The organism is Pseudomonas sp. W2Oct36 (assembly GCF_041060465.1).
GTDB classification, from domain to species: Bacteria; Pseudomonadota; Gammaproteobacteria; order Pseudomonadales; family Pseudomonadaceae; genus Aquipseudomonas; species Aquipseudomonas graminis_B.
Genome location: NZ_JAUERW010000008.1, coordinates 74,953 through 89,458, shown reverse-complemented (window position 1 = coordinate 89,458; position 14,506 = coordinate 74,953). Strand labels below are relative to the sequence as shown.

The window sequence follows — 14,506 nt, the reverse complement described above, 5'->3', positions numbered from 1 at the left end:
TCGTCTTTCAGAACCAGTGAAATGCTTTGCCGTCAGGGAGTTAGCCGATAAAGGGCAACGGGTTTATAGCGTGTAACAACGGCTAAACATCTAATTAACCGATTGCATTCATGCAGAACTTACGCTTTTTATCGATAATTAGCTGATAGATCATGGCCCCATCGACTGACAAGTCATCACCAGCGGCGCCCTGCCACAGGCCCGGCCCTGCTACGGAGGAAGTGATCATGCTGCAACTTCGACCTTTCAAATCCCTTGGCGGCGCCGACCACGGCTGGCTGAACGCCCATCACCATTTTTCGTTCGCCAGTTACTACGACGAGAGCCGCATGAACTGGGGCCAGCTGCGGGTGTGGAACGATGATGTGATCGAAGCCGGCACGGGCTTCCCGCGTCATCCGCACCGGGACATGGAGATCATCACGTATGTGCGTGAGGGCGCCATTACTCACGAGGACAGCCTGGGCAACCGTGGCCGTACCGAGGCGGGTGATGTGCAGGTGATGAGTGCTGGCACGGGTGTGGCGCACAGTGAATATAATCTGGAGTCGAAGGAGACGCGGATTTTCCAGATCTGGATCATGCCGGACGAGGTCGGTGCTCCGCCGTCCTGGGGCGCCAAGCCATTCCCGAAAGGCGACCGCGAAGGTTTTGTGACGCTGGCGAGCGGCAAGGCGGATGATGATATCGAGCTGCGGATTCGGGCCAATGCCCGGTTGGTGGCGGCGAATCTGAAGGCCGGGGAGTCGGCTGAGTATGTGCTGGATGCTGGCCGCCGGGCTTATCTGGTGCCTGCGACGGGTGTTATTGAGGTCAACGGCCTTCATGCCGAAGCGCGAGATGGTGTGGCGGTTGAGGATGAGCGTGTGTTGCGGGTGACGGCCCTCGAAGACAGCGAAATCGTCCTCGTGGATGTGGCTTGAAAAGCGGTAGATCAAGATCAAGGGCGTCTGCCTAAGGGCAGACTGTTTCGCCTTCGGCGAGTTACTTGGAAAAGCACCCCAAGTAACCAAGGGTGCTTGCTCCTGGTTGGGCTCCTCCTTCGTCGGAGTACCCTCACTCCGGTCCCGCTCCGTGGGCCCGCGCCGAACGGACATCCCTGTCCTGACGGCGCTCTCGCCGCATCCATGCGGCTCGACCCACTCCGCGAAACCTCCGTTCAGCCTGCACCAAAGTCGCGATTGGCGGTGTTTGGGATTTTTGTGTAAGAAGATCAAGAGCAGATCAAGGGCAGATGCAGGTCAAAAGCTTCCCGGCTGAAGCCGGTCCTACAGGACACCGCGTGTATTCAGTGGGACCGGCTTTAGCCGGGAATGGACGCGGAGCGTCCCGAGATGCATGCCCACGCGCAGCGTGGGCACGATCAACAAAGCAACGCGTGCAATCGATTGAGTTGGCGCGGACTGTAGGACCGGCTTTAGCCGGGAAGCTTTTGATCTGCACTTGATCTTGATTTGATCTTCTTCCGCGATGGCTCAAACACCACAAATCGCGACTTGGGTGCAGGCCGAACGCAGACGGCGCGCAGTGGGCCGAGCGGCATGGATGCCGCGAGAGCGCCGTCAGGACATGGATGTCCGTTCGGCGCGGGCCCACGGAGCGTCGTCGGAGTGAGGGAACTCCGACGAAGGAGGAGCCCAACCGGGAGCACTAGCCCTTGGTTACTTGGGGCTTTATCAAGTAACTCGCCGAAGGCGAAACGTCTGCCCTTAGGCAGACGCTCTTGATCTTCGTACGCCACAGCGCAGGTTTAACCGGGGACAGATTAATTTACGGTGGAGCGCTGTAAATAAATCAGTCCCCTACACACTTTCAAGGCGCTATAGCGCCGTCAACGAGCACTTGCGCCTCAGCCACCAGACGCTTGAGGTGATCCTCGCCCTTGAAGCTCTCGGCATAGATCTTGTAAATATCCTCAGTCCCCGACGGCCGCGCAGCAAACCAGCCATTCTCGGTAATGACCTTCAGGCCACCGATCGCCTGATCATTGCCCGGCGCCTTGCTCAGGATGCTTTCGATCTTCTCCCCCGCCAGCTCCGTCGATGTCACCTGCTCCGGCGACAGCTTGCTCAACAGCGCCTTCTGCTCGAAGTTCGCCTTCGCCTCAACGCGGGTCGAGACCGGCTCGCCCAACTCATCGGTCAACGCCTTGTACATCTCGCTCGGATCGCGCCCTTTGCGCGCGCGGATTTCCGCGGCCAGCAATGCCGGAATCAAACCGTCCTTGTCCGTCGTCCAGACCGTCCCGTCGCGGCGCAGGAACGACGCACCGGCGCTTTCTTCACCGCCAAAGCCCAGCGAACCCTCGTACAAACCTTCGGCAAAGAACTTGAAGCCCACAGGCACTTCATACAGGCGGCGGCCCAGACGCTGGGTCACGCGATCAATCATCCCGCTGCTGACCACGGTCTTGCCGACGGCCGCGTCTTCGCGCCAATCGGGACGGTTCTGGAACAGGTAATCGATGGACACCGCCAGGTAATTGTTCGGCGCCAGCAAGCCACCGGTCGGCGTCACGATGCCGTGGCGGTCATGGTCCGGGTCGCAGGCGAAGGCCACCTGGAAGCGGTCCTTCAGGCCGATCAGGCTTTGCATAGCGAAATTGGACGAAGGGTCCATGCGGATCTTGCCGTCCCAGTCCACGCTCATGAAGCGGAAGGTCGGATCAACGAATTTGTTCACCACGTCCAGATTCAGGCCGTAATGCTCACCGATCGCCGACCAGTAACGCACGCCCGCGCCACCCAGGGGATCAACGCCCAAGTGCAGGTTGGCGCCACGAATGGCGTCCATGTCGATGACGTTTTTCAGGTCAGCCACGTAGGTGTTGATGTAGTCGTGGCGATGGGTGGTGTCGGCGCGCAGGGCTTTTTCGTGGGTGATGCGCTGGACGTTGACGATGCGCTCGGCCAGCAATTCGTTGGCTTTGTTCTCGATCCACTTGGTGATGTGCGAGTCAGCCGGGCCGCCGTTGGTGGGGTTGTACTTGAAGCCGCCGCTTTGCGGCGGGTTGTGCGAAGGGGTGATGACGATGCCGTCGGCCAGACCGGTCGTGCGCCCGCGGTTGTAGCAGATGATGGCGTGGGAAATCGCCGGCGTCGGGGTGTATTCGTCGCCCTCGGAAATCATCACGTTGACACCGTTGGCCGCCAGCACTTCCAACGCCGAAGCGGCCGCCGGGGTCGACAGGGCGTGGGTGTCGGCGCCGAGGAACAGTGGGCCATCAATGCCGTTAGCCTTGCGGTACAGGCAGATCGCCTGACTGATGGCCAGCACGTGCCACTCGTTGAAGCTCAATTCGAAAGAGCTGCCGCGGTGCCCGGAGGTACCGAAGGCAACACGCTGGGTCGCCACCGACGCATCGGGCTGGCCGGTGTAATAGGCCGTCACCAGACGAGGAAGATCGACCAGCAATTCTGCAGGCGCCAATTTGCCCGCGAATGGACTGATACTCATGCGAAACCTCCGTGGATGAAAAATAGGGAAATGACAAAAAGAAAAGGTCCCGACGAGGCGGAAAGCAACCTTAACCGCCGCCTGAAACGCCATTAGCGCGGCAGTTTACTGGCAGTTGGACCGTGGCGCTCGGCTATTGATCCGTAACGTCCTGAGACAATTAACAGACGCTGATCAGAGTTGCCACCACGCCGGCAACAGCTGCTGAATCTTGCGCTCGGCGAAGCGATCGTCGATCAGCACCACCACGCCGCGATCGTCCAGACCCCGAATCACCCGGCCGGCGGCCTGTACCACTTTCTGCATGCCGGGGTAGAGATAGGTGTAGTCGTAACCGGCGCCAAACAACAGACTCATCCGCTGCTTGAGTTGCTCGTTGACCGGGTTGATCTGCGCCAGGCCCAAGGTGGCAATGAACGCGCCGATCAACCGCGCCCCCGGCAGGTCGATGCCCTCGCCGAACGCGCCGCCCAGCACCGCAAAACCGATGCCCTGACTGGCTGGCGTAAAGCGCTCGAGAAAGGCCTGCCGTTCCGCCTCGGCCATACCCCGGGACTGTTTCCACACCGGCACATCAGGGTGGCTGCGTTCCATCAGCTCGGCGACTTGCTGGAGGTAATCGAAGCTGCTGAAAAACGCCAGATAATTGCCCGGCCGCGCCTCGAACTGCCGCGCCATCAGCTCGACGATAGGCGCCAGCGAGGCCTGCCGATGGGTGTAGCGGGTCGAAATGCGGCTGACGATTTCCACGTCCAGCTGCGAGCGCTGAAACGGCGACTCGACGTCGACCCACGCCGTGGTGTCGGGCAGGCCCAGCAAGTCACGGTAGAAATGCCGTGGATTAAGGGTCGCGGAGAACAGCACCGCGCTGATCGCAGCGGTCAGGCGCGGACGCACGAAACCGGCCGGCACAACGTTGCGCAGGCACAGCCGGGACAGCGATTTGCTGCCCAGCTCACGCTTGCTGATGTCGAACAGGAAGTGCTCGTCGAACAGCTCGGCAATACGACCGAACTGGATCGCCTCGAAATAAAAGCTCTGCAACTCGCCGTTGGCCGCGTGGGGGTGCTCGTTGAAGTAGTCGCCGAACGCCGTGATGCACAGATTGAGGCTGTTCAGAAACTTGGCCGGTGTGGCGGCGTAGGCCTGGTACGGCGCGACTTGCTCTTTGTGCAGGGCGTTCCAGTCACGATTGAGCCGCTGCAGGGCTTTTTTCACCGGCTCCGGCGCGCTCTGCCGCACCTGATTCATGCTGTGCTGATCCAGGGTCGCGCTGTACATCGACCGCGCCCGCTCGACCATGTTGTGGGCCTCGTCCACCAGCACCGCGACCCGCCACTGATTGAACTGACTGAGCCCGAACAGCATGCCGCTGAGGTCGAAATAGTAGTTGTAGTCGGCGATCACCACGTCCGACCAGCGCGCCAGCTCCTGGCTCAGGTAATACGGGCAAACCTGATGGCCCAGCGCAACCTCACGCACGCCTGCCTGATCGAGCCACGGCTTGATCATCGCCTCGCTCCGCGCCGCCGGCAGTCGGTCGTAAAAACCTTTGGCGAGAGGGCATGAATCCCCGTTGCACGCCTTGTCCGGGTATTCGCAGGCCTTGTCCCGCGCGACCATTTCCAGCACCCGCAGGTTCAGCTCCGGCGCACTTCGGCCAATCACGCTCAGCGCATCCAGCGCCAGCTTGCGGCCCGGGGTCTTGGCGGTCAGGAAAAACACCTTGTCCAGCTTGCGCGTCGGCGCGGCCTTGAGCATCGGAAACACCGTGCCGATGGTCTTGCCAATGCCGGTGGGCGCCTGGGCCATCAAACAGCGCCCGGTGCTCACCGCCTTGTACACCGACTCGGCCAACGCCCGCTGCCCGGTACGGAAATCGGCGTGGGGAAACTTCAGAGCGCTGAGCCCATGGTCGCGGGCATCGCGGTGGGCCAGCTCCTGCCGCGCCCACTGCAGAAAGATTCCAGCCTGAGCTTCGAAAAACGCCTGCAACTCGGCCGCCGTGAAACGCTGCTGAATGAGGGTTTCCTGCTCACTGATGATGTTGAAGTACACCAGCGCCAGATTGACCTCGGCCAACTGCAGTTGCTGGCAAAGCAGCCAGCCGTACACCTTCGCCTGGGCCCAGTGCAGCTGCCGATGGTTGGCGGGCATGCTGCTCAGGTCGCCGCGATAGGTCTTGATCTCCTCGAGCTGGTTCAGCGCAGCGTCGTAACCATCCGCCCTGCCCCGAATCTTCAGCTCATGAAACACCCCGCTCAACGCCACTTCGGTCTGATACTGCGGCCCACGCCGCGCCGCCACCGTCCGATGCCCGGCAATCCCCTCCTGCGCCGTGGGCGACGGCGTAAACCGCAAATCCAGATCCCCCGCCTTCGCCGTAAACTCACACAACTCCCGCACTGCGACCCGATACCCCGATTCCGGATCGACAGCCGCCACCGCCACAGGCTCGACAGAAACTGCGCGGGTATCGGGGGAAATGCTGGAAATGGAAGTCACTGAAAAGGCTGGCCGTCGATCGGAACACTGGACGGACGTACAGATAACAGCTCAATGCGGTCGAGGCAAACGGAAATGGATTGGCGGACAGATTTCAGCGCAGAGCGCCAGGGGATACATTCCCACGCAGAGCGTGGGAACGATCAACCAAGCCGGTTTCAGGATCAAAATCGATGCTGTATGAACCGGCCTCTTCCCGGCTAAAGCCAGTCCTACAAAGGCATCGCATGCGTACAGTGGGATTTGCGGCGACCTCGACCGTAGGACCGGCTTCAGCCGGGAAACTCTTGATCTGCGCAGCGCTTTTGATCTTGATCTTCCTACGCAAAACGCCCAAACGACACCCATCGCGACTTGGGTGCAGGCTGAACGCAGGTCTCGCGGAGTGGGCCGAGCGGCATGGATGCCGCGAGAGCTGCCCCCCGCCATGGATGGCGGATGGCAGCGGGCCCACGGAGCGAGACCGGAGTGAAGGAACCCGACGAAGTCGGGCCAAACCGAGAGCAAGCACCCTTGGTTACTTGGGGTGCTTTTCCAAGTAACTCGCCGAAGGCGAAACAGTCTGCCCCCAGGCAGACGCTCTTGATCTTAAAGACCTTGATCTTGATCTAGATCTTGATCTTGATCTGAAAGGGACCTATCCCATCCGCTCTTGCACCAGCGCATTACGAATAATCACCAGCATCGACTCAATATTCTGATCCCAATCCACCGTCGCGCTGACCCGCACACACTGCTGATGCAACCCCCGCACACTGAACAACTCCCCCGGCGCTACCACGATCCGCTGCTCCAGCAACCGATTGAACACCCGCGCTGTATCCACCCGATGCACACTCTCCAGCCAGATCGACGCCCCACCCCGAGGACGCACAAACGCCACCTCATCCCCCAGATACTGCTCCACCCCACTCGCCAACTCACCAACCCGCCGCTCAAGACAACCCCGCAACTCACCCATGTGTCGATCCAGCTGCCCCGACGCGTACAACCGCGCAATCGCCTTCTGCCGAACCGGCGGCAAACGGAACGAACGCAACACCCACTGCTGATGCAACAGCGCCCGCGAATGCCGACTCAACAGATACCCGAACGGCGCCTCGAGTCCGATCATCTTGTCGAACGCCCCCAGCACCAGCAGCCGCTGCGGATCAATCAAATCCCGAAACGGCGAACGGCCCTCCTCGAAACACAAGCCGCCATGGGTATCGTTCTCCAGCACCCACAATCCCTGCAGGTTCAACACCTCCGCCATCCGCGCACGCTGGGCGAAAGGCATCAATTGCCCGCGAACCGGGTCCATCCGCGACGACACAATCGCCATCTTCACGCCTTCCTGCTGGATCAGCGCACCCAGCTCATCGACGTCGATGCCCCCTTGCGCGTCGGTGCAGACTTCAATCACCCGAATCCCGTACGCCTGCAGTGTGCGCAGAATGCTCCAGCCGCACGGCGACTCCACCAGCACGGCACAATCACGCAGTTGCAACGCTTCAATGACCGTCTTCAGAACGCCGGTCTTGTCCGGCCCGATGAACACGTTGTCCGGGTGCCAGCAATGCTCGGTGGAAGAGGTGTAGTGGCCCGCCAGGGCCGTGCGCAGCTCGACATCGCCGAAGGGCTGAAAACGCGGGTCGGGCTGGCAAGGGTAGTGACGCATGAGGTCGCGCTCAACGCTCAGCAGCGCGCCGTGAAGGGACACCAACAGCGTCGGCTCATCGGCGCCGAAGACGAACATGTCCGGGCGCCGGGCGCTGGCATGGAAACGCGTGAACACGTCACCGCCTTCCAGCGGCATATCGTTACTGGGATTGGGCAGCGCGAAATAGCCGGACTTGGGCACGGAACAGATTCGTCCTTCCTTTTCGAGCAGGCTGTAGGCGTTCTGCACCGTGGAAATCGAAACGCGCAGCCTTCGCGCCAGCAGCCGCAACGAAGGCAGACGTACAGCCGGCCCGGACGACATTTCGTTGGTCAGCCTGAGCAGGTAGCGGTACACCCTCTGGTAGGCAAAGTCGGTCTTGTTGTGATTCATCGAACACCCCATCCATGCGTCAGGCGCAGGGTCATTGAGAAAGAACCCCGTCGACCGCCCGAGGCTCGTCGCATCACTTCGCATCAGTTCACGGAGCAGCCTTCAGCGCCCCGAAATCAGTTCCGTGGTCCGGGCGCCGGTGTGCGGATCGACCGTCGCCACCCGGCGTTTGTCAGGGTCGCTGGCGCGTACCCGGGCGATGATCGAGTGGTCGTCGTTGAAGTCCACGTGGCGCTTGGCGTACAGCGATTGCAGCCCCTTCAGACTGAGGCCGCTGACTTCCACCAGCCAGTGCGGCACCAGGTCCGGGACGATCTCACCGGCGAGGGTCTTGTGCAGATCGCTGAGCCCTACCAGCATGCCGGGGTGATAGCGACGCAGGAAATCCTCGAGCCGGGCGCCGGCGTCGACGAAGGGTGAGAACAGCAGGCACACCCACTGTGTCTCGCCCAGGCCAAATGCCTCCTGACCGTAGCCTTCGGCCAGCTGACGGCGGTCGTCGATTTTTTCCGGGCTGTCGTAGGCGGCCAGCGCCTGGGCGATCAATCGAGCGGGCATGCGTTTGCGGCGCATCATGGCACCCGCCAGCTGCAGGTACTCGGCGATGCCCTCGCTGTACGCCCTCCCCTCAATGAATTCGGCCTTTAGCCCGCGCAGGTGGGCCATCAGCAGCGGGTTGGCGCAGTCCGATTCGCTGAAGCTGAACGCCAGGTCATCAAAGCGGAAACCCAGAAAGTCAGTGAGCAGCCCCCAGTGTTCCTCCGTGCGAAAGCCGATGAGGTCCGCGGCAGTCAGCAACGTCGGGGCGATGTTGCGGTGCGGGTATACCGGTGGCCGGCCGTAGCCCGTCCCGTCTGCCGACTCGCCATACAGCTCCTCGTAATAGGCGCGCCCGACCCTGTCGATGACGCTCAATGCTCCGCTGAAACCCAAGGTGTGCCAGGGGTCGACTTTTCGACCGCCATGGCGCGCCAGACGCATGATCCAGGTCGCGTACTGTTTTTGCTCCTTGAGCGAGTCGCCGCTGATTACCGCGTGGACGCCGTCCCCCCAGCTGGCAGCGCGGACCATGAAATCCGCCATGCCCAGATAACAGCTGTTGCAGAAGGTGGTTCGCGCATCGCCAGCGGTCAGGTGGCCGCCCAGCAGCAGGTCGGAGCGATTCTGTTCACGACCCGCCGTCGAAAAGGGCAAATCGGGCTCGAAGATCTGCACGTACTGATGATCGATCACCAGCAGCTCGACCCTAGGGTCGTCGTGCAGAAACAGCGCCGAATAGCAGCGGTCGATGTTGCCCATTACCGCCGAGGTAATGCCCGCATGACGCATGTTGGCCACCCGCAGCCTGAACGTTGCCGGCCCGCGTGCGGCGATGGTCAGTTGCGCAGCACGCAACATGGCCACGGTATAGGCGCTGTCTTTGCCGCCGCTAAATGCCACCAACACTTTATAGCCGCCAATCCTGTCAATTCCGCCTGCGGCAACAATCAAACGCTGGATCAACAACTGCAGCGCTGTTCGTTCGTTGCGATTCAAATAACCCGACAGCCGCTGCAGCACTTGCTGATACACATAGTTCATGGCTTGTTCGTGCATTGAACTCATGGTTTCACTACCCGACTGATCAGCCTGGCGACACTGTTGGCCATAAGAAGCTTGATACCCCTGCAGGAGGCTGGCCCAACCGTTATGGCCGCGGCGGACCGATTACCAGGCAAAGCAGAGGGCGGCAGGTCAATAGGCATCGACTCGTTCCTTGAGCATTTAATTATTGAAACTATTATCGACGCCTACAGAACAATTACAAGCCAGTCACTGCCGACACGTGAATGTTCTCCTTTCGGCAAATCCGAATCGGAATTAAACAGGGCTGTTTAAAACTGTGTTTAGTAAAACGGGCAATGTATTGATTCGACTGCATTTAAAAGACTTGCCGACGCCACGCATGACGCGCGTTGATCAATATATTAAACACTCCATAAACAAAAAGCCTTCCAGAAGATTCGGGAAGGCTTAAGTGATACAACATGACCCGTGACTGACAGGGCGGATACCTTCAAATCGGTCTCCGGCACCTCAATCCCGACGCTGGATCAAAAGCGTCGAGCATTCAATGAGCGCGATGGTCTGCGCTCAGGATGGATCAACCTCAACCACCACACGACCGCCTACCGGGCAACCGTCCATCAAACGGTGGGCTTCGACCAGTTGATCGAAGGGAAACACTTTGGTGATCTGCGGCACCAGCATGCCATCCGCCGTCATCTGGTTGATGTCGCGCAACGCCCGCTTGATCGCCTCTTCGTCCTGCTTGATGCCCAACTCCGGCTTGCCGGTGAAGTTGCCCACGCAGTGCACAAAGAACTGAATGTTCTTCTGAAACGCTGCACACGCCGGGAACGGCGTCTGGTTGCCGCCTTGCAGGCCATAGAGAATCAGGCTGCCACGTGGCGCCAGCACATCACCCAGGATCGACATCTGCGGACCACCCAGACCGTCGAGGACAATGTCCACGCCGCGGTTGTCGGTGTAGCGGTTGATCGTCAGAAGCAAATCCTCTTCTTCGGTGACGATCACCTTGTCCGCGCCCATTTTCAGCAGGTATTCGCGGCACGCGTCGGTCTTGGTCGCCGCGATCACCTTGACGCCGAGCGCCTTGCCCAGCTGCAGGAACGCAGGCCCCGCGCAATGGCTGGCATCGGTCACCAGCGCCGTTTGCCCGGGTTTGGCCCGTGCCAGTTCAACGAACGCAAAGTATGCCACCAGCATCGGCGTGTAGTGGACGGCCGCCTGATTAGGCGTCAGCACGTCCGGGTAATGGGTCACGGAAGTGCGCGGCAACAGGATCAGCTCGCCATAGACCGGGTACACATTGACGTCAGCCGAAGGGAAGCTGGCCACCTTGTCGCCCACTTTCAGGTCGGTCACGCCATCGCCGATGGCAGTAATGACGCCCGCCATTTCGGAACCCAGACCGGCCGGCAGGCGAGCCTGGGATGAAGCCAGATTTTGTCGCCACAGCACGTCGTACCAGGTGACGCCGATCGCCTGGACGCGCACTTGCACCTCACCGGGTGCAGGCAACGCGACCGGCAGCTCTTCTACTTTGAGCACCTCGGCCGGACCGAACTGATGAAAACGGATCGTGCGGGACATTTCGAACCTCGCCTTATGAACCTTGATGCCCTGAACTCTATCCGGACGCCGCCGGTAACACTATCAGTGGCTATTAATAGTCAACATGCCTGCTGTCGATTCTGATGGGGCAAGCGGTCGCCGAATCTGTAGCAGCCGTCCCGGGCCTGCAGGGCGCACATTGTTGGGTGCTCACCGCGACATTGCAACCCGGTCGCCCAATATCGATGAATGCCGGGCGCCACGCTGGCTGCATCGACGCAGATTACAAAGGGCCAGTACATAGGGATTGGTGTGTTTCTGCCCGTCAAGGTTTCATCGGCGCCTATCGGCGGCAGCGCACGAAGCGCATTTCCAGACACGCCGGAAAATTCAACGATGCAGACAACCGGTATTTACCCGTAATATCCCTGCCTGAGTTGAACACGTGGCGTGCGTCTGGGCCGCCGCTGCTGTTTTGAACCTGTATCGACCCAATGTCCCCGAGACCCCCGTCATGAATCGCAACGACCTGCGTCGCGTCGACCTCAATCTGCTCATCGTTTTCGAAACACTGATGCATGAACGCAGCGTCACCCGCGCGGCCGAGAAGCTGTTCCTCGGTCAGCCGGCGATCAGTGCGGCGTTGTCGCGGTTGCGCGGGCTGTTCGACGATCCGCTGTTCGTGCGCACCGGCCGCAGCATGGAACCCACCGCACGGGCCATCGAGATCTTTGGCCTGCTGTCCCCTGCCCTGGACTCCATTTCCACCGCCGTCAGCCGCGCCGCCGACTTCGACCCGGCCACCAGCACCGCCGTGTTCCGCATCGGCCTGTCCGATGAAGTCGAGTTCGCCCTGCTGCCCTCACTGCTCAAGCGCCTGCGCTCGGAGGCACCGGGCATCGTGCTGGTGGTGCGTCGCACCAACTACATCCTGATGCCCGCACTGCTGTCCTCCGGCGAAATCTCCATCGGCGTCAGCTACACCGACGACCTCCCCGCCAACGCCAAGCGCAAAGTGCTGCGCCGCAGCAAACCCAAACTGCTGCGCGCCGACACCATGCCGGGGCCGATCACCCTGGACGACTTCTGCGCCCGCCCTCACGCACTGGTGTCGTTTGCCGGCGACCTGGGCGGTTTCATCGACGAACACCTGGAAAAAATCGGCCGCAAACGCCACGTCGTGCTGGCGGTTCCGCAGTTCAACGGGCTGGCGACGCTGATTGCCGGGACCGACATTGTAGCGACTGTGCCGGACTACGCCGCCGCCGTGTTGACGGCTGCAGGGGGTGTGCGCTCGGAAGAGTTGCCGATCGAATCGCGTACGTTCGAGCTGCACATGGCCTGGCGCGGGTCGCAGGACAATGATCCGGGGGAGAGATGGTTGCGGTCGCGGATTCAGATGTTTTTTGGTGATCCGGATAGTCTCTAGGCGCGTAGTAAACAACTCAGCTGGAACGGGGGAAACAGGTAGAACAGCTCATGGTAGCTATCCAGTCATGTGAAAATATTAGACGTGCAGAGGCGCAAATGTTGACGCTGATTCGGTACTCTTCGCTCCAGTCCTCCGATGAGCCCCTTTATCATGCCCCCTTCCGTCGTGACGAGCACCCTAGAGAGCATAATCTGCTGCGGGACTATGCCCGACTTGATCATATTGAGGCCGATGAATCGTAAAAACATCTGCTGCTTGCATTTGATCTTATCGATGCAGATTGGCTCGACAATCAGGGGCAGCACGATCCTCTTTTGAATATGGAAACTCCTTTCAGGCGTTCACTAGCTTGGCAAAAAGGGAAGGGCCAACAGCATTTGCAGCTTCACAACTTTTTTGAACGATGCCGATTTATCGCCTAAAACTGGAAGTGCCAAGGGGTAGCGGTTTTTTCGATCCCCCCCCCTTCCTGATCAACGTCAAGAGTCTTCCTTCCTGGCAGCCACTGGCGATTTGGAAAAAAACTGGTTTGAGCTTGAAATCTCCCGCATAAAGGATGCGTCTTGATGGGGCGTAAACCGCCTGACACGCTGATGCGCGGGCTCAGTGCGCCGACGGCAACTTCCACACACCACTGAATGGCTGCTTACGCGCACCGGATCACGGCGCCAGCGTCGCTGATCGCTTGCGCACGTAACCACTGGCCGGTACTTCAGTGATCTGTACGGACAGATCAACCTTGTGCTGCTGCATCAACGGCTCGAAGACGTCGGCGAGTACGGCGAGCAGCGCACTGCTGATCGCATGCCGTTTTTCATCATCTCCGGCCTTGCCGGACACCGTCGAGACGTTCAGGTGTATGAACTCCTGGCGCTCATCGCAATTGCCGATGAAATAGCCGTCGTATCGAATGAGGCGCGTCTTGACCAAGTCCAGCCGCAGGCCGGATGCCTCGACGAGGGCATTATGAAGCCGTTGGCAGGCACCCTTGAAATCGACGTCCTCGCCAATTCCCGCGGAATATTCCAGATAAACCTGTGGCATGTTCAGCTCCTCAAGTGCAACCGAACGCCGACCGGCAATTGCCGGCCGGCGAGGTGCGTTTCAGCGGGTTGGAATGACGGGGAACTTAGGATGTTCCATGGGCATGTCGAGCGTCAGTCCGAGGGGGTCGGTTCGGTGATTGGACGCCCCGGTGTAGCGCGCCGAAACAGGCAGCCAGAGGGTCGAATACACCCAGCGCGGCGTGTTCGAGCTGTTGGCGGGGGCGGCGTGAATGACGTTCATGTCATGCACCGTGGCATCACCCGCTTTAAGGGAGATGGGCGGCGACATTTCAAATTCATCCAGCACCCACGGATGCTCGTCGATCAGCGTCACATCGTCGCTGCGGTTGAAGTACCGGCCGAGCATCCCCGCCCGATGGCTGCGGTTGAGAAACTGCATGGTGCCCATCTCAGGGGTGAGATCGACCAGCGCGATCCAGATGTTCAACGCGCCCTGGCGGTCCAGCGGGTGATGAGGAAAGTCCTGGTGCCAGGGGGTATCGCCCCCCGCTTCCGATTCAGGGTTCTTGGCGAATACGTGATCCGAATAGAAACGCACCTCCTCCCCCACCAGCTGTGACGCAATGCTGGCCAACTGAGGGGAATGACTGAGGGCCTTGATCTGCGGACAGGTGCTTGATACTTCATCCCAGCGCGCATACCAGCGGTAGGCATTCTCGATCTGCTTGCCCGGGTCGTTGCGGTCAACGGTGCGTGCAACCTCACCCATCCTTGTCTTGGCTTCCGTCAGCAGCATCTGCACCGTTTCAGCCGAGATCACGTTTTCAAGCTTCATCCATCCATTCGCCCGGAAATCCAGAACTTGCTGGGCGCTTAGCTGGACCGGCGCATAGCCTGGATTTGACTCAGTATTCATGACTGCTTGCATGTTCACTCTCCATAGCTTTCAGGGGT

At 60.2% G+C, this 14,506-nt stretch carries 9 protein-coding genes; 2 read left to right on the top strand and 7 right to left on the bottom strand.

Annotated elements, in window-relative coordinates; translation table 11 throughout:
• The first annotated feature begins 227 nt into the window (after positions 1-227).
• Positions 228-923 (top strand): pirin family protein, encoded by a 696-nt coding sequence (locus QWI18_RS13190; protein WP_369319069.1) that lies wholly within the window; start codon positions 228-230, stop codon positions 921-923.
• An 889-nt stretch (positions 924-1,812) separates the two neighbouring features.
• On the opposite strand, the gene pgm is transcribed toward QWI18_RS13190, so the two are convergent.
• The 5 genes from pgm to QWI18_RS13165 form a co-directional block, all read right to left on the bottom strand.
• A complete protein-coding gene (pgm, locus tag QWI18_RS13185; protein ID WP_369319011.1) occupies positions 1,813-3,456 on the bottom strand; it encodes a phosphoglucomutase (alpha-D-glucose-1,6-bisphosphate-dependent) in 1,644 nt (547 codons plus the stop codon).
• A 174-nt stretch (positions 3,457-3,630) separates the two neighbouring features.
• On the bottom strand, positions 3,631-5,862 hold the full coding sequence (locus QWI18_RS13180) for an ATP-dependent DNA helicase (RefSeq protein WP_369319068.1): 2,232 nt from the start codon (positions 5,860-5,862) through the stop codon (positions 3,631-3,633).
• A 736-nt stretch (positions 5,863-6,598) separates the two neighbouring features.
• A complete protein-coding gene (locus tag QWI18_RS13175) occupies positions 6,599-7,996 on the bottom strand; it encodes an aminotransferase class I/II-fold pyridoxal phosphate-dependent enzyme (RefSeq protein ID WP_192130477.1) in 1,398 nt (465 codons plus the stop codon).
• A gap of 102 nt (positions 7,997-8,098) precedes the next feature.
• Entirely contained in the window at positions 8,099-9,601 is a 1,503-nt protein-coding gene (locus tag QWI18_RS13170; protein ID WP_065990327.1) for a hypothetical protein, read from the bottom strand.
• 528 nt (positions 9,602-10,129) lie between these two features.
• On the bottom strand, positions 10,130-11,152 hold the full coding sequence (locus tag QWI18_RS13165) for a zinc-dependent alcohol dehydrogenase family protein (RefSeq protein ID WP_192130475.1): 1,023 nt from the start codon (positions 11,150-11,152) through the stop codon (positions 10,130-10,132).
• Between the two features lie 475 nt (positions 11,153-11,627).
• On the opposite strand from QWI18_RS13165, the gene QWI18_RS13160 reads away from it, so the two are divergent.
• Positions 11,628-12,542 carry a LysR family transcriptional regulator gene (locus QWI18_RS13160; RefSeq protein ID WP_065990323.1) on the top strand — a complete coding sequence of 305 codons (915 nt, stop codon included), beginning with the start codon at positions 11,628-11,630 and terminating at the stop codon, positions 12,540-12,542.
• A 663-nt stretch (positions 12,543-13,205) separates the two neighbouring features.
• Here the strand turns inward: QWI18_RS13160 and QWI18_RS13155 are convergent.
• On the bottom strand, positions 13,206-13,589 hold the full coding sequence (locus tag QWI18_RS13155) for a 5-carboxymethyl-2-hydroxymuconate Delta-isomerase (protein WP_192130473.1): 384 nt from the start codon (positions 13,587-13,589) through the stop codon (positions 13,206-13,208).
• Between the two features lie 60 nt (positions 13,590-13,649).
• Positions 13,650-14,480 (bottom strand): phytanoyl-CoA dioxygenase family protein, encoded by an 831-nt coding sequence (locus tag QWI18_RS13150; protein WP_192130472.1) that lies wholly within the window; start codon positions 14,478-14,480, stop codon positions 13,650-13,652.
• Positions 14,481-14,506: the final 26 nt, after the last annotated feature.

Excerpts from the sequence above, each read along its gene's own strand:
- QWI18_RS13190 (WP_369319069.1), top strand. The coding sequence starts at position 228 with ATGCTGCAACTTCGACCTTTCAAATCCCTTGGCGGCGCCGACCACGGC.
- pgm (WP_369319011.1), bottom strand. The coding sequence starts at position 3,456 with ATGAGTATCAGTCCATTCGCGGGCAAATTGGCGCCTGCAGAATTGCTG.
- QWI18_RS13175 (WP_192130477.1), bottom strand. The coding sequence starts at position 7,996 with ATGAATCACAACAAGACCGACTTTGCCTACCAGAGGGTGTACCGCTAC.
- QWI18_RS13170 (WP_065990327.1), bottom strand. The coding sequence starts at position 9,601 with ATGAGTTCAATGCACGAACAAGCCATGAACTATGTGTATCAGCAAGTG.
- QWI18_RS13165 (WP_192130475.1), bottom strand. The coding sequence starts at position 11,152 with ATGTCCCGCACGATCCGTTTTCATCAGTTCGGTCCGGCCGAGGTGCTC.
- QWI18_RS13160 (WP_065990323.1), top strand. The coding sequence starts at position 11,628 with ATGAATCGCAACGACCTGCGTCGCGTCGACCTCAATCTGCTCATCGTT.
- QWI18_RS13155 (WP_192130473.1), bottom strand. The coding sequence starts at position 13,589 with ATGCCACAGGTTTATCTGGAATATTCCGCGGGAATTGGCGAGGACGTC.
- QWI18_RS13150 (WP_192130472.1), bottom strand. The coding sequence starts at position 14,480 with ATGCAAGCAGTCATGAATACTGAGTCAAATCCAGGCTATGCGCCGGTC.